14 protein-coding genes are annotated in these 20,098 nt (G+C 38.2%); 1 reads left to right on the top strand and 13 read right to left on the bottom strand.

All coding sequences use genetic code 11. From position 1 onward, the window contains the following. Positions 1-4: 4 nt before the first annotated feature. On the bottom strand, positions 5-2,779 hold the full coding sequence (locus SJY23_RS06385; RefSeq protein WP_396597885.1) for a carboxypeptidase regulatory-like domain-containing protein: 2,775 nt from the start codon (positions 2,777-2,779) through the stop codon (positions 5-7). 146 nt (positions 2,780-2,925) lie between these two features. Between SJY23_RS06385 and SJY23_RS06380 the strand changes: the two genes are divergently transcribed. Then, positions 2,926-3,978 (top strand): endonuclease/exonuclease/phosphatase family protein, encoded by a 1,053-nt coding sequence (locus tag SJY23_RS06380; RefSeq protein WP_396597884.1) that lies wholly within the window; start codon positions 2,926-2,928, stop codon positions 3,976-3,978. A gap of 114 nt (positions 3,979-4,092) precedes the next feature. On the opposite strand, the gene SJY23_RS06375 is transcribed toward SJY23_RS06380, so the two are convergent. The 12 genes from SJY23_RS06375 to SJY23_RS06320 all read right to left on the bottom strand — a co-directional run bounded on the left by SJY23_RS06375 (position 4,093) and on the right by SJY23_RS06320 (position 20,096). After that, a complete protein-coding gene (locus SJY23_RS06375) occupies positions 4,093-4,527 on the bottom strand; it encodes a hypothetical protein (RefSeq protein WP_035334758.1) in 435 nt (144 codons plus the stop codon). Positions 4,528-4,639: 112 nt separating this feature from the next. Continuing rightward, positions 4,640-7,882: a carboxypeptidase regulatory-like domain-containing protein gene (locus SJY23_RS06370; protein WP_396597883.1), complete on the bottom strand. Its 3,243-nt coding sequence runs from the start codon at positions 7,880-7,882 to the stop codon at positions 4,640-4,642. A 170-nt stretch (positions 7,883-8,052) separates the two neighbouring features. Beyond that, positions 8,053-9,666, bottom strand: a complete 1,614-nt coding sequence (pgi, locus tag SJY23_RS06365) for a glucose-6-phosphate isomerase (RefSeq protein ID WP_396597882.1) — start codon at positions 9,664-9,666, stop codon at positions 8,053-8,055. 11 nt (positions 9,667-9,677) lie between these two features. Further along, positions 9,678-10,991 (bottom strand): peptidoglycan DD-metalloendopeptidase family protein, encoded by a 1,314-nt coding sequence (locus SJY23_RS06360; protein ID WP_396597881.1) that lies wholly within the window; start codon positions 10,989-10,991, stop codon positions 9,678-9,680. Continuing rightward, positions 10,991-11,929 (bottom strand): tryptophan 2,3-dioxygenase family protein, encoded by a 939-nt coding sequence (locus SJY23_RS06355; protein WP_396597880.1) that lies wholly within the window; start codon positions 11,927-11,929, stop codon positions 10,991-10,993. The genes SJY23_RS06360 and SJY23_RS06355 overlap by 1 nt, the downstream gene beginning before the upstream one ends. Before the next feature lie 103 nt (positions 11,930-12,032). Further along, positions 12,033-12,851, bottom strand: a complete 819-nt coding sequence (locus tag SJY23_RS06350) for a DUF3108 domain-containing protein (RefSeq protein WP_396597879.1) — start codon at positions 12,849-12,851, stop codon at positions 12,033-12,035. A gap of 160 nt (positions 12,852-13,011) precedes the next feature. After that, complete coding sequence (gene hppD / locus SJY23_RS06345) at positions 13,012-14,172, bottom strand: 4-hydroxyphenylpyruvate dioxygenase (RefSeq protein ID WP_035334766.1); 1,161 nt, start codon at positions 14,170-14,172, stop codon at positions 13,012-13,014. A 119-nt stretch (positions 14,173-14,291) separates the two neighbouring features. Next, positions 14,292-14,765: a CCC motif membrane protein gene (locus SJY23_RS06340; RefSeq protein WP_035334767.1), complete on the bottom strand. Its 474-nt coding sequence runs from the start codon at positions 14,763-14,765 to the stop codon at positions 14,292-14,294. Between the two features lie 8 nt (positions 14,766-14,773). Beyond that, positions 14,774-15,934, bottom strand: coding sequence for a homogentisate 1,2-dioxygenase (locus SJY23_RS06335; RefSeq protein WP_396597878.1), 1,161 nt, complete (start codon positions 15,932-15,934; stop codon positions 14,774-14,776). 163 nt (positions 15,935-16,097) lie between these two features. Continuing rightward, positions 16,098-17,345 carry an NAD(P)/FAD-dependent oxidoreductase gene (locus tag SJY23_RS06330; protein WP_396597877.1) on the bottom strand — a complete coding sequence of 416 codons (1,248 nt, stop codon included), beginning with the start codon at positions 17,343-17,345 and terminating at the stop codon, positions 16,098-16,100. A gap of 21 nt (positions 17,346-17,366) precedes the next feature. Beyond that, complete coding sequence (locus tag SJY23_RS06325) at positions 17,367-18,371, bottom strand: 4-hydroxyproline epimerase (RefSeq protein ID WP_396597876.1); 1,005 nt, start codon at positions 18,369-18,371, stop codon at positions 17,367-17,369. A 12-nt stretch (positions 18,372-18,383) separates the two neighbouring features. Then, positions 18,384-20,096: a DUF885 family protein gene (locus SJY23_RS06320; protein WP_035334773.1), complete on the bottom strand. Its 1,713-nt coding sequence runs from the start codon at positions 20,094-20,096 to the stop codon at positions 18,384-18,386. Between the last annotated feature and the right edge of the window lie 2 nt (positions 20,097-20,098).

Below are 20,098 nucleotides of genomic sequence, written 5' to 3'. Positions count from 1 at the left end.
AAGTTTAAAATCGAACGTAAGCATTTGCGTAGTATGTAGTTCCTCTCCCAAAGAATAACTTATCTCCAAAAATGGGAGTCGCACGCTCAGATTCCTCAAGTTTAGATCTATAATTTACTCTACGAGAATCCTCAAAGCCTCCTGTAATATAATTTTCATTGAGTACATTATTTACTGTTGCAAAAAAGCCCACAAAGTACCTTCCTATTCTCCATGACTTTCCCCCTATAATATTTACGAGATGGTAATCATCTATTTGTGTTTGTCTTAGTAAACCCTTAGCTACATCTACATCAAAGTCGTAAAAGGGTTGGCCATCTATATCTTGATTGAAATTTGGTGTACGCGCTAGGTTACTAATATCTATGTAAGCATTAGAAAAGCGATTTACCGTAATTCCAAAATTCCAGAATTCTGGGTCTCTATATTCAAGGCCTAGTTGATAGGCTCTTTCTGGCCCGCCAGCAACATGCAAATTATTGAGTACAACTTTACCATCTCCAAAAGTCTCAGGACCATCAAAATCATCTGAGGTATAGTAGATATCTGGATTATTTGCATACGTATATTGACCTACAGATGCAGCCGCTTTTAACTTAAGCGTAGGTAATACCTGCGCATCTATTCCTACTTCTACGCCTATATTTTGTCGCGCAATATTAGTAAGTACTTCTTGTACAAAAGATGCCTCTGTTTGCGCTATCGAGTTTTGAGTAAAGAAGAATCCCAAATCAGTCCCGTTTTGAAACCCAGTATAAAATCCTGTGAGACGTCCTTTTACAATAGGAGATCTATAAATATAGCTAGCATCCACACTTTGTATTTGTTCTGAAGTTAAGTTATTAACTACATCATTATTTTGTCGAGCACTACTAAAACTATTTCTAATAGAAGGAGCATTGGTATAGTAAGCTCCGTTTACTGTAACTATATGTCTACCGGTAAATTTATATGTCGCGCCCGCTTTTAGACCTACATCTGTAAATGAAAGTTTCTCACTAAGCCCAAAGGAATTTTCACCTACAAAATTTCCGTTTTCAAATAATCCCTCACGCTGATAACTTGTAGTACTTGCCGTGCCAGAAATAAAAAACTCTGAATTCTTAAAAATAAATTGTGCTTGAGCAAATCCGCTTATTGTACTTGAATTGATATTATAGTTATACTTATATCGATCTCCTCCTTGAACAATTCGGTTAGGGTTACGCACATCGCTTTGTGCAAGATCGCCTTCTTGACCATCTTGACTCTCGCTTACGGAGAAGTTATCTATATCAAGAAATCCCTCTCCTCCTAGCAAATCCCTTACTTGCGCATAGTTTTCACTTCTCAAACCTCTGTAAGATAAATTTCCATTTATAGTAATTGCATCAGTAAGCTGTGAGTTCAAAATAATATTTGCAGTTAATTGTGTATCTGCCACCACATCATCTTGAAGAATTACTTTTGAGTTCCCTCCATCTGCATTCGCCTGATAGATAGACTCCCAATCTAGTTGGCCATCATTAATAAAGTCTTGTTGCAATAGGTAAGCTCTTTGAAAATCTCCCGCAGTTGGACTTGGGTCTTGAAGTGCAAAACTGGGCAAGAGTTGATAATAGTTTGGCGCTGGATTCCTAAGGCTACCGTTATCTATTCTACCACTTTTTATGGCACCCATTTGATATCCCAAGTTTATATTAACACTAGTATTATCACTTATATCCCAATAATGATTTATCATGAATATTGGCTCTTGAATCTCGCGTAATCTAGCATTGCGCTGTTCTCCGTTTTGAAAACCCCAATATGGATTATAGGTACGTCCTTTGAGATCAACCTGTTCTTGAGTTAAAGCAGAAGCACGACCGCGACGATTAGGCGTATAAAAAGCAGAAAAATTAAGACTGCTGTTACTATTTATATTCTTTTCTATAGATAGATATATCGAGTTAGCATCGTATAAGGTGCCATCTTGAAAACCCTCTTTACCAAAACGGCGAGACAACAACACACTGTAAGCCCACCCTTTCTGAGATAATCCAGAATTATAGCTACCCATTATTCTACCTTGGTAAGAAGCACTAGCTGCGGCATATGAAACCCTACCGCCTTTTCGCTCCTGGGATGCTCGCATGACAATATTTGTTACACCAGCTAGTCCTCCAAAGCTATATTCACTCGCTTTTAATCCTTGTGTAAACTCACGATTGCGCTGTGCATCATTAAGACCTCCCCAACTTCCCCATTGCGGCCGACCGTTAAACTGCTTATTCATTTCTATCCCGTTGATGAGAAGCTTGCCATTTGCATTATCTAGCCCTCTTGGTCTAAAAAAAGTAGCGCTCCAATCAAATGCTGCTGCACTCAAAAAAGCATCTCGTCCTGCAGACAATAACCCAGAGGTATTAAAACTTTCTTGAGTATCGCCGCTATTCAAATCATTTTCTGATAATGAGATTAACCCCATCTGTCGTTGTTCTTCTGAGATATCAACGTCAATGGTTATGATTGGAAGTTCTAATATTTCATTGACTGTTATAATGACAGGCAGCCTCTTGGTAATGAAGCCATTTTTTTCTACAATTAGAATTTGATCTCCATACGACTCGATACTAGTCAACACAAATACACCAAGTGCATCTGTTTTTACAGTGTCATTATCACCTTGAATTTTAATACTCACATCTGGAATCGGCTGTGAAGTGACGGCATCTATAACCGTTCCTTTAAGTTGCGATTGAGACCACAATACACCGCCAAATAATAAGAAAGCGTAACGTAATAAATTTTTGTTCATAGCTCCTAGTTCATGTGATATCTCAGTTTTAAATATTAATACACGAAAGTTTTAAAATCGTAAAGCGCTGAAATTCATTACATTTGACTTGCATATTACGAAAAATCTTACATAAAACACACATACATTCTATAAATCACAAAACCATGAGATCTACAATACTTGCGATATTGTTATTTTTTTACGCTTTCGCGAAAGCGCAACAAACCGATAAATATAGAGCTCACACTATAGCATTTTATAACGTAGAAAATCTATTTGACACCATCAATGACCCCATCACTTATGATGATGATCGCACACCTGAGGGAAAGGATCATTGGACCGAGACGATATATCAAGACAAGGTGAGCAACATCGCCAGAGTAATTGCCGATATAGGAAAGGACTTCACAAAAAACAGCCCAGCAATTGTAGGCCTCGCCGAAATCGAAAACCGAAAAACTGTAGAAGCACTAGCAAATGACCCCCTATTATTGTCTAATGATTATGGCATTGTCCATTACGATTCTCCAGACAGGAGAGGTATAGACGTAGCGCTGTTGTATCAAAAGAGGTTATTTAAGCCAGTATCTACTAGCAAGCATGAGTTGCTCATTTATGAGATTGACAATCCATCTAAACGCAAGTTTACAAGAGATCAGCTTCTTGTATCTGGCTTACTCGATGGCGATATGGTTCACATCATTGTAAACCACTGGCCATCTAGATCTGGAGGAGAAGCAAAGAGCAGAAAAAAGCGTATGGACGCAGCTTCACTGACGAAGAAAATTACAGACAGCTTACAAAGTAATGACCCTTACGCCAAGATTATTATCATGGGAGACCTCAATGATGACCCTACAAATGCGAGTGTAAGGAAGGTATTACAAACGCAGCGCAAGATTAAAAAGGTACAAGATAAAGAGCTTTACAACCCAATGGAATCTATGTTTAAAAAAGGCATAGGCACGCTAGCATATCGCGATGGATGGAACCTCTTTGACCAGATCATTATAAGTGCACCACTACTATATAATGACTACACCTCTTTCAGATATTATAAAGCCGGTATTTACAACAAAAGCTACTTGAGTAACCCTAAGGGTCGTTATAAAGGATATCCTTACAGAAGCTTTGCAAATGGTATATATACAGGTGGCTATAGCGACCACTTTCCGGTTTATATTTATGTGATTAAGAAAGAACAGGTAGATTAATAATACAAAATCAATAAAAAGCCCAAAATCAAAACTGATTCTGGGCTTTATGTTTTCTAGTACGCTTTCGCGAAAGCATACTAATAAGCTTTACAAATATTTAATCAATGGATATTAAAACCATTGATTCCATGGTATAATGGCGAGCACTGCGATAAGTGCAAGCGTATAAAAGATGGCTATCTTCTTAAATTTAGGCGTAGATAGGCGTTGTTTTTTATGTTTAGAATAACCAATAGTTACAAGTACTACTGCGATAATCATTAAAAATGGGTGCTCTACCGCAAGTTGTCTTGCTTGGCTAGAGAGTCCTCCCATTCCATTTGCTTTTATAGCTTGCAAACCATTAGGTGATACAACCCACAGTACAAGACCTATAAGCAGTTGTATGTGCATCGTTATAAGGGTGAATAAAGCTAAGCTCATATCCTTCCCGCCATATTCTTTTTTTCCAAAGAATTTTACAAGTGCATTAAATGTGGCTACCACAAGAACAATAACTACAAGGTAAGCCCAGTACGAATGGACAAATTGAACAACTGAGTACATAAATAAATGGTTTAATAAGTTTGAGTTTCAAAGATAATCCATAAAAACAAAAGCCGCTACTGTTTCCAGTAGCGGCTTTATTATTGCGATTGCAATTATGTGATAATAGTTCTTAGTTAAAGATATAACGAAGACCTACTTGCATTTGCCATCTTGAAGAGTTAAATCCTGCATCATCAATCTGATCAAGACCTCTTTCTACACCATCGTTAAATGTGAATTCTGGAGTAGTACCATCATCAGCAAATCCTTCAAAGTTAACAAGAGTAGCAGTATCAAATCCACTTGTAAAGTATCTTCTTCCCCAATCCTTGTTGATTAAGTTTGTGAAGTTAAATACATCTGCAGATAATTGAAAAGCATGTTTCTTCTCACCGAATTGAAGTGCAAAATCTTGAGTAAACTTTAAATCTACTACGTGACTCCATCTTGCTCTGTTTCTGTTACGTTGAGCAAATTCTCCTCTACGTGTGCTTAAGTAATCATCTCCTTCGATAAAAGCGTTAAGTGCAACCCACTGCTCCTCTGCTGTTGAAATTAATTCTCCAGTATCTCTATCTATGTCATCAATTAAGTTTGCATCTGCAAAATTAGCTGGTACAAATGGTAATGGAGTAAATCCTTCACCTGTATCGTTAATTAAGCGGTTACTGTTACCTCCACCTACAACATAGCTATATGGAGTTCCTTCTGCTCCTTCATAGAAAAGACCAATAGATGTTTTTACGTTTTCTGACCATTTAATATCAACAACTGCGTTTGCAAGCGTTCTATGTCCTTGGCTAAAGTCAGAAACTGAAGTTCCAAGTTGGTTAGATCCATTTACACTTTCATTAAACGCCCAGTTAGATATATTCTGAGAAGACGTACCTTCAAATACAGTAGTAGAACGACCATAAGAATAAGTTGCACTAGCTCTTACGTCTACCATTGTAGAATAAAAATTCTTAGATAACGTAGCAGAAGTATTAAATGCTTCTCCATCATTAGTATTAGATATCAAGAAGATTCCTCCATAAGTACCATCAACATCTTGTCCTCCATAGTTAGCACGACTTCCAGCGCCTGTTGTCATAAACTGTGGCCCTTCTAGGTTTAAGTTTTCAAGTTGAAGACCTGTAATTACACTACTGTGAGAAACCTCAGCAGATACAGTAAATCCATTTCCTAATTTCTGATCAACCGCTAAACTCTTTTTAAACACCTGTGGTAATTTAAGATCTTCGGCAAGTAAATCTATATTTCCCTGGAATTCTCCATCTTGTCTGAATTGACTATTTACATCAGGGTTGAAATCTGGAACTAAATTAGTGTCACCAGCATCTCTAGGTCTAAAGATTCTAGTATTTGCAACTACAGTTCCTGTATTGTTATACGCCCCACCTGGCCAAACTAAAGGTATTCTAGAAGTAAATAATCCTAAACCTCCACGTATTTGTGTAGTCTTGTCTCCTTTCACATCCCAGTTGAAACCTAAACGTGGAGAGATATGTGCTGTAGTTTTAGGTCCTTGACCTACACGTGCACCTTGTAAATCTTTTCCAGCAGCTTCTAATAAACCAACAGTTCTTGTATTGAAATCAGAGTTTCCTCTTCCATCATCCCAAACTGGTAAATCTACTCTTAAACCAGCAGTCATTTTAAAAGTCTCAGACATTTGTACTTCGTCTTGAGCATAAAATCCTAATTGGAATAAATCAAACTCAGCAGCTCCAATAGAATCGTCACCCACTCCACCTAGAAGTGAGTAACTACTGCGGTATTCGTTAGCATCATCATTATAAAAATCTTCTAGAGAATTATAAGTATACTCTCCAAAGTTACGACCAAAGAATACGTTCTTAACTTTACTGTACTCATTGTGAGTACCTAAAGTAACTGTGTGACGTCCAGAGAAAATCTGGAAGTTGTTTGTAAGTGTGAAGATATCTTGTTCAAGTAAGTTAGCTGTTGAGAAAGGCTCTGAACCAGCAAATATTCTTGCATCCCCATCGTTGATTTCAATTCTTGGGAAAGGATCTCCATTAACACCTCTATCATCACGTACTCTTGTGTAACCAAGGATAAATCTGTTTGCATACTTATTACCAAACGTAGAGTTAAGTTCTAAAGATGCTGTGTTTGTATTAGACTCAAAGTTCTGAGCACCTCCAGTAAAGTTAATTGTTCTTGAACTAGAACGACCTATTCCAAAGAAATCTGCCTTTACTAAGTTGTTACGGAAAGATAACTTGTGATTCTCGTTAATATTCCAATCTAATTTGAAAAGGATTTTATTACTTTCTAAAGTTCTAGTATTGTTATCAAAAGTTCCTGGATTGTAACCATACTCATCAATCAAGAACTGTCTGAATGTAGACACACCGTCTAAACCTGAATCTCCAGCATAGTTACCATCAAATGGCTGAGGAGTTTCATCGTTTTGACCTTCATAATTTACAAAGAAGAATAATTTATCCTTGATAATAGGACCTCCTACACGTACACCAAAAGTCTTTGCAGAGAAATCAGCAAGCTTTTCTCTATCACTATCATCTTCGAAATCACCAGGAGTTTTTCCTGCTAGCGACTCGTTTCTGAATAGGTAATAAGCAGAACCTTCAAACTCGTTAGTTCCAGATTTTGTTACGGCACTAATCGCACCACCAGCAAAACCTCCAATAGTTACATCATAAGGAGCAACATTAACTTGGAAAGATTCAATTGCATCAATAGAGATTGGGTTTACACCTGTCTGACCTCCATTTGTTCCTGATCCAGAAAGACCAAAAGCATCATTATTTACAGCTCCATCAACATAAAGAGCGTTATAGCGATTGTTTTGACCACCAATAGATAATTGATTATCACCTCTCACCTGTGCTTCAGGAGTAAGACGTGCAAAATCTGAAATAGATCTAGAAATATTAGGCAACGCTTCTACTTGACGTTGACTAATAGCCGTTTCAGATCCCGTTTTGTTTGCATCAAAAACACTGTTAGGTTGAGCAGTAATTACAATCTCGTCAAGCGCATTTGCGTTCTCAGCCATTGTTGTACTAACTCTCTTAGTCTCTCCAAGAGTAAGAGAAAAACCATTAAGTGCATAATCCTCAAATCCTACGTAAGTAATCGTAACATTGTAAGGTCCACCTGGTCTTAAGTTTGTTAGACGGTAAAAACCATCAAAATCTGTTACTGCTCCATACACAGAACCTGTAGGTACGTGTGTTGCAACAATGTTTGCTCCAGGCAATGGACCTTCTGTGTTGTCTAACACACGTCCAGAGATAGAACTTGTCGTTACCCCTTGTGCTAATGACGATACCGTCACTAGAAACATGGCGATCAATGATAAAAATGTAATTTTCTTCATGATATTTGTTAATAATTAGCGCTGCAAAATTACTCTAAATTTGTGGAGTGCCAATATTAACTTAACGTTAACTTATCCAAGCAAGTTCATTCACTAGCGGACGCACAAAAAAACCTTTCAAACATTAGCCTGAAAGGTTTCTTAATAAAATACTAATAATCAACTAATTGTTATATTTCCTTATAGTAGTTCATCAAGTTTTTAGTAGAACCATCATGATTTTCACTTGTACCTGAACTAAACTCATTAAGCACTTTTTTTGCAAGTTGCTTCCCTAACTCAACTCCCCATTGATCATAAGAGTATATATTCCATACCACTCCTTGTACAAAAATTTTATGTTCATACATTGCCACCAGTGACCCTAAGCTCTCTGGAGTGAGTTTTTCACCTAGAATTGTTGTAGTAGGCTTATTTCCTTCAAAAACTTTAAAAGGTATGAGTTCTTCTATACGCTTTCGCGAAAGCGTACTTCCCTCAAAATCTTGCTCCACTTGAGATACAGTCTTACCATTCATGAGTGCTTCTGTTTGCGCAAAGAAATTTGCCATAAGCTTATCATGGTGATCTTGATTACCGTGAAGTGACTTTTTGAAACCAATAAAATCTGAAGGAATTAATTTTGTTCCTTGATGAATCAATTGGAAAAATGCGTGTTGTGAGTTGGTTCCTGGTTCGCCCCAAATAATATTTCCAGTTTCATACGAAACGCGGTCACCGTTACGATCTACGCTTTTTCCGTTACTTTCCATAATTGCTTGTTGCAAATATGCTGGAAGTCTATGTAAATATTGAGAATAAGGAATTACAGCTTCTGTCTCTGCTCCATAAAAATTATTATACCACACACTTAAAAGTGCAGTAATCACTGGAATGTTTTGATCAAACGACGTGTTTTTAAAATGTTCATCCATCTTAAAAGCTCCGTGAAGTAAGCCCTCAAAGTTTTTATAACCCACAGCTAGCGCTATAGATAAACCTACTGAGCTCCAAAGAGAAAAGCGTCCTCCCACCCAGTTCCACATAGGAAATACATTATCTGAAGAAATACCAAAGTTAGCTATAGCCTCCTCGTTAGTAGAAACTGCAACAAAATGGTTACCCACCGCTTCTTCTCCTAGTTGATTTACAAACCACTTTCTTACTGTTGTGGCGTTACTCAATGTCTCTTGAGTTGTAAATGTCTTTGATACTATTACAAAAAGCGTTGTTTCTGGATTAAGATCTTTAATGGTCTCCATTACATGGTCACCATCTACATTTGATATAAAATGAGTAGTCAGGTGGTTTTTGTAATACTGTAATGCCTCAACAACCATCACTGGCCCAAGATCTGATCCACCTATACCTATATTTACAACATCTGTAATCTCTTTACCGGTAGCGCCTTTATGCTTACCAGAAATAACTTTTTCAGCAAAAATTTCGATTGACTTTTTTACATCATCTACTTCTTCCTTTGCAAAAGCGTCACTCTTTTCGTCACGCAATGCGGTATGCATCACTGCTCTATCTTCCGTAGCGTTTATTGCTTCCCCACCAAAATAACTGTCAATTGCCTCCTTTAATCCAACCTCTTCTGCTAGTTGTATAAGAAGATCACGAGTTTCGGTTGTGATTCTATTTTTACTATAATCTACATATAATGAATCCCAAATAATTGTAAAATCGCTTGCACGAGTGCTATCCTTAAAAAGATCTACCAGCAAGGTATCTTTAGTTTCCTTGTAATGCGTTTCTAATGCTTTCCAAGCGGCCGTTGTGGTTGGGTTAATATTTTTCATTAGGTAGGTTCTTAAGATTGTTGTTGTTTTTCTTCTGCTTGCTGTTGTGCAAACTCCATTTCTGCTTCAGACATAAACGGAATGTTATCTAATTGAAGTCTTAGAGGTTTGCGTATACTATCATAAATGGGTCTTAATCGCTCATCTAATGGTTTTGATGCTGGCAGGTCCTCTTTAAAAGGGTCAACTTGTTTTCCATTTTTCCAAAAACGATAACACACATGAGGTCCACCAGAATTTCCAGTCATACCTATAGTTCCTATTACATCTCCTTGACGTACAGACTGACCCACTTTTACAGCTCGTCTTTGCATGTGTAGGTATTGCGTATCATAAGTAGCATTGTGGCGTATTTTTACATAATTACCGTTACCTCCACGACGCTCTGACTTTGTAACTACTCCATCTGCCGTAGCAAGGATAGGTGTGCCTATAGCTCCTGCAAAATCAGTTCCTTTATGTGGACGCAACTTGTAACCATAGTACTTTATACGTCTTTTAAGGTTATACCTTGACGATATTCTATTAAACTTGAGTGGTCCTTTTAAAAAAGCACGACGTAAGTTATCTCCATTTTCATCAAAGTAATCAAAACCTCCAGCTAGAGAGTCATTTGCAAATCTAAATGCATATATCTCACGCCCGGCATGTTCAAAAAGAACTGCCTTAATTTTACCTATACCAGCAGGGATTGTATCATTTACAAAGCGCTCTTCATAAATTGCCTTGAAGCGATCACCTTTTTGAAGTTTAAAAAAATCAATAGTCCATGCGTAAATATCTGCCATTTTATAAGCGACATTTACACTCACTCCAAGGTCGTCAAAAGTAGAGGATAGGTTACTATTTATTACTCCAGAGATCTCGCGTTCATAAGTGGTTGTAGGATGCTTTTTTGCTGCAGCTTTTACATTTTCTTCAAAATCAACTACAACATAATCTTCTCTGTTTTGCTCATAAATAAATACTTGAGCAGCTTCTAAAGAGTCTTTAGACTTAAGTAAGACATAAGGTTTTCCTTTTCTTATACGGCGCGTATCAAAAACTGATTTTACAGAATCAGAAATTTCTTCTATCGTTGCATAATCTACATTTGCATCAAAAAGAATCTTTCCAAAGCTATCCCCAGATTGCACGGTATCTCGTTCTACAATATAATCATCAAGCACGTAGCCGTACTCTTTGACTACCTCAGGTGGCGCAGTATAGATTTCTTCGGCATCTGTCTCGTCTGAGCTGGTGTTTCCGCAGGCATAAATAAAAAGGCTTAAAAAAACTAAAAGATATAGGTGGTTATATTTCACAAAAAGTAAGTTGTCATTCATTATACATCATGCCCCCAGTTTGCTAGCTCTTCTGCCGTCCAGACATCTGGAAAGAAAATACGTCGCTGGTATTTAGGGTGCATATATTTTGTCCATTCGCTTCCGCCTGTTGCCTCAACTACTTTCTCACCATTATTTAAATAGTGATTTGCAGCATGATAATGAGACATAACCCAAGTGACATTTACTGTGTAATCGTAGTGACGCATGGCATCACGTAACTTTTGATTCTCACGGACTTCTTGAGGTAAACTTTTAAAGCGGGCGTACAAATTTATAGTATTATATTCTTTTGTAAACGCTACAAAGTCGTTTTTATACTTCTCTTCAAAGGCTGAGAGCAAATAAGATTTTTTACCAGTATGATAATCCTTGCCGGCGGCTTGCCAATATAGATGTTCTAACGCATGTTCGTACGGAGTATTGCGGTCTATGCTTGCGCGAAAGCGATTATCTATAAGATTTATTAAATCTGTACTTGCAAACTCGATTTTTCTGTACTGCGCACTTTGAAAACCACTAGCTGGAGTCAGCGTTTTTCTAAATTTCATATACTGCTCAACATCCATTCCTTCCTGCATAATCGAGAAAGAACTTGTGAGCATATCAAAATACCGACTTATACGTCCTAAGCGAGAGCTAAAAAAGTCTACGGTAAGCTCAGGGTGGTGTGCTACTTGCTCAATCTCCCATAATACCATTTTAAAAAGCAGCTCATTAACCTGATGATACATGATAAACACATTTTCATCTGGCATGCTCGTGCGTGGCAACTGCAAACTTAATAATGCATCTGTATGGATATAGTCCCAATAAGTAATAGGCTTACTTTGCAGTAATCCTTCAAGATGATCATCAAGATCTTGATCTATCTTCTCATACTTATCATCAAGCTGATTGATGATTTTTTCTATGTCTGGTTGAATGGGCTTTTTCATGAGTAGTTATTGGACCGTCGATAATGCGTTTATCAAACACTTCGTATTTCATAAACATCAACGCTGTGTTGCCTAATTTATTAAGTGGCAATTTACAAAATCCTTAATCAAACACGATCTCAAAAGGATGCTTAAGTCCTTTATATGCATCTAGATCTGCTTTAAGCGAACCTACTGACAAATCAGCCTTAATACGTAACGGTATTTTATTATCATCGTCACTCACCCATATGGTAAGACTTTCTTTTTCTTGAAAAACACGACCAGACTGTACAAGTGGTCTAAAAACTAATGTCTTTACCTTTCCAAACTTAGTGCGAATGGTTTCTCTTTCCAGAAAACGCATTTTAAATGGATAGTTTTCTCCATCAAAAAACATGGTAAGCTTAATTTCGTCTCCAGCCTTTAACTCGTCTGTAGTAAGATTATTACGCAAGTAATACATCGCAGAGACCATGTCTTGAATACCTGGCTCTGTATCAATGGTGGTTTTCTTATTACGCTTTATATCATTTATATGCGCTTTATTTGACACTTGATCAAATTCTATCACCTTGTTTTTAGTGTGACCACCTTCGTCTATCTTTCGAAGAAATTTATAAGGTAAATCGGTCTTTTTATCCACCCAACTCTCATAATAATCCTCTACCCCAAAGGCCAGACCCACAATACCTGTAGTCTCTCCAAAACCTTTAATGTGATGCACTGGTTTTCCTTTATAAGTAGCATCTTTAATATCTATAGTAGCATAACCACCAGTAAGCAGCCCGTAATGCACTCTAAATTTAAGCCACTCTCCAGCCTGATAAGTATCCCTATGTTTCATCACACCATTACCTACGGGCGCCTGCATGAAGGCAGTACTTACAAGAAGCACTATCATTATTAATAAGGCAGGTATGTATTTGTTGTGTGACTTCATCTTAGCTCGTTATTTGGTTGTATAAAGCATATAATACAATTGTTATTCCAAAAATATAATAACAAAAAACTCCGTCCTATTTCTAAGACGAAGTTTTAGTTAAATAATTGTAATTGTGCAAATAACGGAGTTACGCTTTCGCGAAAGCGCACTTGGAACCCTATAGAGTTCCTCTCTGTGCTTGCTCTCTTTCTATAGACTCAAAAAGTGCCTTAAAGTTTCCTGCTCCAAATCCTTTTGCCCCCATACGTTGTATGATTTCAAAAAATAGGGTTGGTCTGTCTTCTAGTGGCTTAGTAAATATCTGAAGTAAATATCCATCTTCATCTGCATCTACAAGGATAGAAAGCTCTTGCAAACGCTCTATGTCTTCCTTCATCACTTTCATGTGCTCACCCAGTCTTTGTGGGATATCGTCATAATACGTTTGTGGCGGTGGTGGTAAAAACTCGATACCACGAGCCTTAAGCTGTGCTACCGTCTTAATAATATCATCTGTTGCAAGGGCGAGGTGCTGCACCCCAGCTCCTTCATAAAAATCTAAATATTCTTCTATTTGAGATTTCTTTGCTGCCTCTGCTGGTTCATTTATCGGGAATTTAATGCGACCGTTCCCGTTACTCATCACCTTACTCATAAGTGCCGAGTATTCTGTGTGAATTTGTTTATCATCAAAAGACAAGAAGTTTACAAACCCCATTACCTCTTCATAAAACTTCACCCATGTATTCATCTGGTTCCAGCCCACATTACCTACCATGTGATCTACATATTTTAAACCTGTAGGTTCTGGATTATAATCAGACTCCCATTTTCTAAAACCTGGCAAGAACACTCCTTTATAGTTTTTACGCTCTACAAACATGTGTACTGTCTCTCCATAGGTGTAAATCCCTGCGCGCACAGTCTCTCCATGCTCATCTGTTTCTACAAAAGGCTCGCAATATGATTTTGCACCACGTTTTGTAGTTTCCTCATAAGCACTTCTTGCATCTTCTACCCATAATGCAACCACCTTTACACCATCACCATGCTTTACAATGTGATCGTTTATAGGTGACTTACTGTTAAGCGGTGTAGTAAGTACAATGCGTATTTTATCTTGCTTAAGCACATAGCTTACCTCATCTCGAGATCCAGTCTCAAGACCTTTATAAGCATATGATTGAAAACCAAAAGCAGTTTTATAAAAGTGTGCTGCTTGTTTTGCATTACCCACATAAAACTCCACATAATCTGTCCCTAGAAGCGGAAGAAAATCCTGCGCTCCTTCAAATATTTTTTCTAATCCGTAGTCTACAGATTTTAAGTCCTTGCTCATAGTTGTTACTTTTCAGCGAAGTTAGTTTAAGCTATTACTTCACTATTAATACTAATTTATAAGTCTTCTGCCTGCGCAGATTGTTATGTTGTTTTTGTTACGCTTTCGCGAAAGCGTAATTAATCAATACTATCTCTTTCTGGAAACACCTCGTTTAAGAAAATAGAATCTGTACTTATAGAGTCTACTTCCTCCTCCATAAAAACATCATCATTAAAATCATCTTCGTACTCCCAGTTGTTATCTGTGCTATACGCATCATTTGTAAGATCATCAAATGCTCCAGTCATACCAGCAACTCCTAAAAACGCAAGCGCTCCTATCACGATAAGTAAGAATAATCCATTTAAAATGATGGAAATAATATTAAGAGTTCGTGCTATGGAAACGTTGCTCCTGCTTGACTCAGAAAACTCATCTGGGTTTAAGCGATAGAGTTTCATGCTCTTATTTGCCATCACAAGTCCTGCGATACTCAATCCTAGTGGAATGATTGCTGTAAATCCATAACAGCAGCAACCAGCAACACCTATCACGAGGCCAACGATTCCTAATATTAATGCAGACGGATCTGCGGGTAATTTATTTTGCATATTGATGTTTAGTGGTCTAGCCAGCTTTGATAATAACTCTCGTCTGCAATAGCCATGGCGTCTTTACAAACCATAAGTGGTTTAAAAGTATCTACCATCACTGCAAGCTCTTCTGTTCCCTCTTTCCCTATACTTTTCTCTGCAGTTCCTGGGTGCGGACCGTGAGGAATACCTGCTGGGTGTAAAGAAATATGCCCAGCCTCTACATCTGTACGGCTCATAAAATCACCGTCTACATAGTACAACACCTCATCACTATCTATATTACTATGATTGTATGGCGCTGGAATACTAAGTGGGTGGTAATCATACTTTCTAGGCACAAAACTACAGATTACAAAAGCATCTGTTTCAAATGTTTGGTGCACTGGTGGCGGCTGGTGGATGCGCCCAGTAATAGGTTCAAAATCATGAATTGAAAACGCATACGGATAGTTATAGCCGTCATATCCTACCACATCAAAAGGATGAGAAGCATATACCATCTCAAAAATATCGTCTTGCTTTTTAACCTTGATTAGAAACTCTCCTTTCTCATCGTTAGTTTCTAGCTCATACGGCTGTCTTAAGTCACGCTCACAAAATGGAGAGTGCTCCAGCAGTTGACCAAAATAATTTCGATAACGCTTAGGAGTATAAATAGGTCTGCGCGACTCGACTATAAAAAGTCTACTATCATCCGTATCAAAATCCATCTTGTAGATAACTCCTCTAGGAATGAGTAAGTAATCTCCATATTTAAAATCAAGATTTCCTAAGTGTGTACGAAGTTTTCCAGTGCCTTTATGAACAAATATAAGTTCATCTGCATCTGTGTTTTTGTAAAAATAATCTTGTGTGCGTTCTTGAGGAGCTGCAAGTATGATGGTACAATCACTGTTAGTAAGTACAGCTTTCCTACTTTCTAAATAATCTTTTTCTGGCTTTATTTGAAAACCACGAAAACGATACGATTGCATGTTATTTTCCTTTGCAATTTCTGGTTTTACAGAGTATTGCTTGCGTATTTCCTTTACTTGCGTAGGTCTGTGTACGTGATAGCTATTTGTACTCATCCCGTCAAAACCTATGGTACCAAACAATTGTTCGGAATATAAGGAACCATCTGGTTTACGAAACTGAGTGTGACGCTTATGAGGGATATCTCCCAACTTATGATAAAAAGGCATTGTTGTGTTTTTAGATTGTCTTAAAGTTACTCAAAATCAAGTAAAGCAATCTATTCTGGGTTCCTCTTTATGAGGAAATTAAGAAGTATAGGTAAGTTTATCCAGCCTTGTGCGTTCATGAGCGTAAATATAGGGGATTTTTACCGTGTTGTAAAAATGGAATTTAGAAAGTTCTATCTGGATGAAACATAGCCATATCCATACTAGGTGTTACCTCATCTACAATTTCTTGCACTAGTTTACCTGTACTAGGTCCTAACGTCCACCCCATCATTGCGTGACCCGTAGCGATAGTGAGGTTTTTACATTTTGAGCTTTTACCTATATATGGCATCCCATCTGCAGATACTGGTCGCAAGCCACAGGCAGCACCAGCTTTTTCTTCTGCTGTAATATGTACTTCTGAAAAATACTTATTGACACCATCTGCAATAGCGTCTACTCGAGCCTTACTAATTGTGTGATTGATTCCAGCAATTTCCATCGTTCCTGCAAAACGTGTAAATCCATTCATTGGAGTTATCGCCACTTTTGCTTCTGCAAGTATAGATGGGTAGGTAATTCCTGTCTCTTTTGTGGTCTGGATGCGATATCCTTTTCCAGCCTGAAGGAGTAGGTTTATGTTTAGCTTTCGCGAAAGCGTACTTGTCCAACTTCCAGCTGCCATCACAACCTCATCTGTTTTAAGAACTTCTTTATCTGTCTTTACACTGGTGATTTTACCATTATTAACCTCTAAATCAATCACTTTCTCCTCTTGTCGAATGACAACACCTTTTGATAAAAGATGCGCTTTCATTTCTGCCATGAATTCGCCAGGAGTGCTGTGATGATCACACTCAAAATACGAGGCGCCCACGATATCAAGCGTAGCATCTGGCATCATCTTCTTAACATCTTGCGCAGTAATGACTCTTGCACTTAGCCCTTCTTTTATTGCAATTTGCACAAGTTCGTCCTCGTGATGAAGTGTTTCTTCTGTTTGGCAAAGCATAAGCAAACCCTTTTTTTCTAAGTGAAAAGAAAATCCTTCTTCTTGCTTGATCTGATGATATAAATCTCGGCCCAGCACCGCAATTTCTTTCATTACGGGAACAGCTCTATTTACGTGTTTCTGAGTACACGACTTATTAAAAGCTAGCGACCATTTTAAGAAATCTGCTTCAAGACGTGGCTTAATATACAGCGGACTCTTTTTATTAAACATCCACTTTATCCCTTGCCTCATGACTCCGGGAGCTGCCAGTGGTACGAGATGACTAGGAGACATATACCCAGCATTTACATAACTCGCGCCGCCATCCATTTTAGATTGATCTATAACCGTGACTTGATGTCCAGACTTTTGTAGAAAGTATGCACAACTTAACCCTATAATCCCTCCACCTATGATGATAACATTTTTTGCCATAAATACTTCTTTTATCCAATGCTATATTACAGAAAACCCTAAAGCATAGGGATCTTCCTCGTCTATGGTAATGGTATTATGTCCATATATTCTTGCCCATCCTTGTATGCTAGGTACAATGGCTTTTTGATCACCTATCATTGTTTCTTTTGTTACACGACCTATAAATTTTGAACCTATAAAACTTTCGTGTACAAAAGGTTCTCCTACTTTCAATTTCCCTTTTACATATAATTGTGCAAGCCGAGCCGAAGTTCCCGTACCACAAGGGCTGCGATCAATTGCTTTATCTCCATAAAAAACAGCATTGCGCCCATCTGATGATGCGTCTATAGGATTACCTGTCCATAACATATGGGTTACATCCCTTATGGTATCATTTTCTGGATGGATAAACTGATTAGGATATTTCTCATTAATACGCTCACGCACTACTTGACTCAATTGTATAATCTGACCAGCCGTAAACTCGTGTACGCCAGCAAAATTCTTTTGTGAATCTACAATTGCGTAGTAATTCCCTCCATAAGCAACGTCAAACGAAATTTCGCCGAGATCTGGGCAATGGACGGTTAGATTTTCGGCAGCTAGAAAAGAGGCTACATTAGTGAGACGTACCCAATCTACTTTATCACCAGTTTGTTGGTATTCAATTTCAACTAATCCTGCTGGGGCTTCCATTTTAATAATACCAGGCACTCTAGGTGTGATGATTCCTTCTTCTATTGCGATTGTTATCGTCCCGATAGTTCCGTGACCACACATAGGCAGACATCCTGAAGTCTCTATAAAAAGAATAGAAAAATCATTTTCAGGATCATGCGGAGGAAACAAGATGCTCCCGCTCATCATATCATGACCGCGTGGTTCAAACATCAATCCTTTGCGTATCCAGTCATACTCTTTAAGAAAATGCTGTCGCTTCTCGCTCATAGTTGCTCCCTTTAGATCTGGCCCTCCATGAGCGACGAGTCTTACGGGATTTCCGCAGGTGTGTGCGTCTATACAAGTAAAAGTGTGCTTCATATTAAACAGGTGCTAACTATTTTTCTCAATCCAGTGTTTCACTCGTCTATCAAGTATAGCGAGTGTCACCGTTCCTTGCTCTAAGATGATCTCATGGAATTCTCTAATATCAAACTTAGCACCTAGCTCTTTTTCTGCTAGCGTTCTCAATTCTCTTATTTTGAGTTCGCCCATTTTATAAGCAAGCGCTTGTCCCGGCCATGAGATATATCTATCGGTCTCCGTATTAATTTCATGTATTGAAAGCGCTGTGTTTTCAGACATATAATCTACCACTTGCTCCCTTGTCCAGCCTTTTGCGTGTAATCCAGTATCTACTACAAGTCTGCAAGCACGCCACATTTCATAGGTCAATTGTCCAAAACGTTCGTACGGTGTTGTATACATCCCCATTTCGGCAGCGAGGTATTCGCAGTATAATCCCCAGCCCTCACCGTATGCATTTACATACATATTTTTTCTAAATGTTGGAATACTATCTCCCAACTCTTGATTAAGCGATCCTTGTAAGTGATGCCCAGGAACGGCCTCATGAACTGTAAGTGATGGCAGCACATACACCGGACGACTAGGTAAATCATAGGTGTTTACCCAGTAGTATCCAGGATTTGTACTTCCCTTTGCACTACCTACATATCGCCCTGTCGTGTATTTAGGAGCAATAGCATCTGGTACTGGAGCCACTCCGTATGGTTTGCGAGGTAAAGTCTTAAAAAATCGAGGTAACTGAGCATCTGCTCTTTTTGCCATGTCGCGAGCAATCATAAGTAATTGCTCTGGAGAAGTGGCGTAAAACTGTTTATCTGTGCGCAAAAATTGTAAAAAGTCTGCAAAAGAGCCTTCAAAGTTTATTTCCTTAATAATTTTCTGCATTTCGGCTTTGATGCGGGCAACTTCAGCGAGTCCTTTATTATGCACCTCGTCTGCGGTGATATCTAGGGTAGTGTAATAGTTTATTCTGTTTTGATAATATGCTTTTCCATTTGGTGTTTCTGAAACTCCAAGGGTAGTGCGAGTTTTCGGGAGATATTCTGTTTCAAAGAATGTTTTTACACGCTCAAAAGACGGAACAACCTGTTGTTCTATTGCGCTTCTAGCAGCTACCAATAGTGAATCTCTTTGCGCTCCCGATATTGAACTTGGTAAGTTTAAGAATGGCTCATAATAGAAGCTGTCTTTATAATCGCCTACAATTTGTGAATCATACGTACTCTCATATCCATTAAAAATCACATGCGGCTGCGAGACACCTTTTTTTACTCCTTCTCTCAATAATGGTAAATATTGATCTACTACGTCTGGTAACGCTTTCAGCTTATTGAGGTATGAAACAGCTTGCTTATACGTACTTATGGGACGCACCATATAATTCCAACTACTGTGGAAACCCGAGTCTGACAACAGCGGATTTAGATAGCGTTCGTATTCATAATAATCTACCGTTTCTTGATGCTTAAACATGAGTAACTCTAGAGATATGAGCTCCGTTTCAGACAACGTTGATGGTGTTATAGCCTGTAGTTTTTTAAGTTGCGCTTTCGCGAAAGCGGACTCCTTTTCAAACCGTTCTTTTGAAAACACACCCATAGGATGCTCATCTGCCAAATCATCTTGCCACTTGAACTCCTGACTATCTTCTATAATTTTTGCAAGCTGCGCCGAAGAATTCTGAGCGCAAACATTCATTGAAATACAGAAAACGAGCAGTATAATTATATGCTTCATAA

It is taken from the genome of Dokdonia sp. R86516 (genome assembly GCF_044596715.1).
Lineage (GTDB): Bacteria > Bacteroidota > Bacteroidia > Flavobacteriales > Flavobacteriaceae > Dokdonia.
This window is presented reverse-complemented; position numbering and strand designations above follow the sequence as displayed.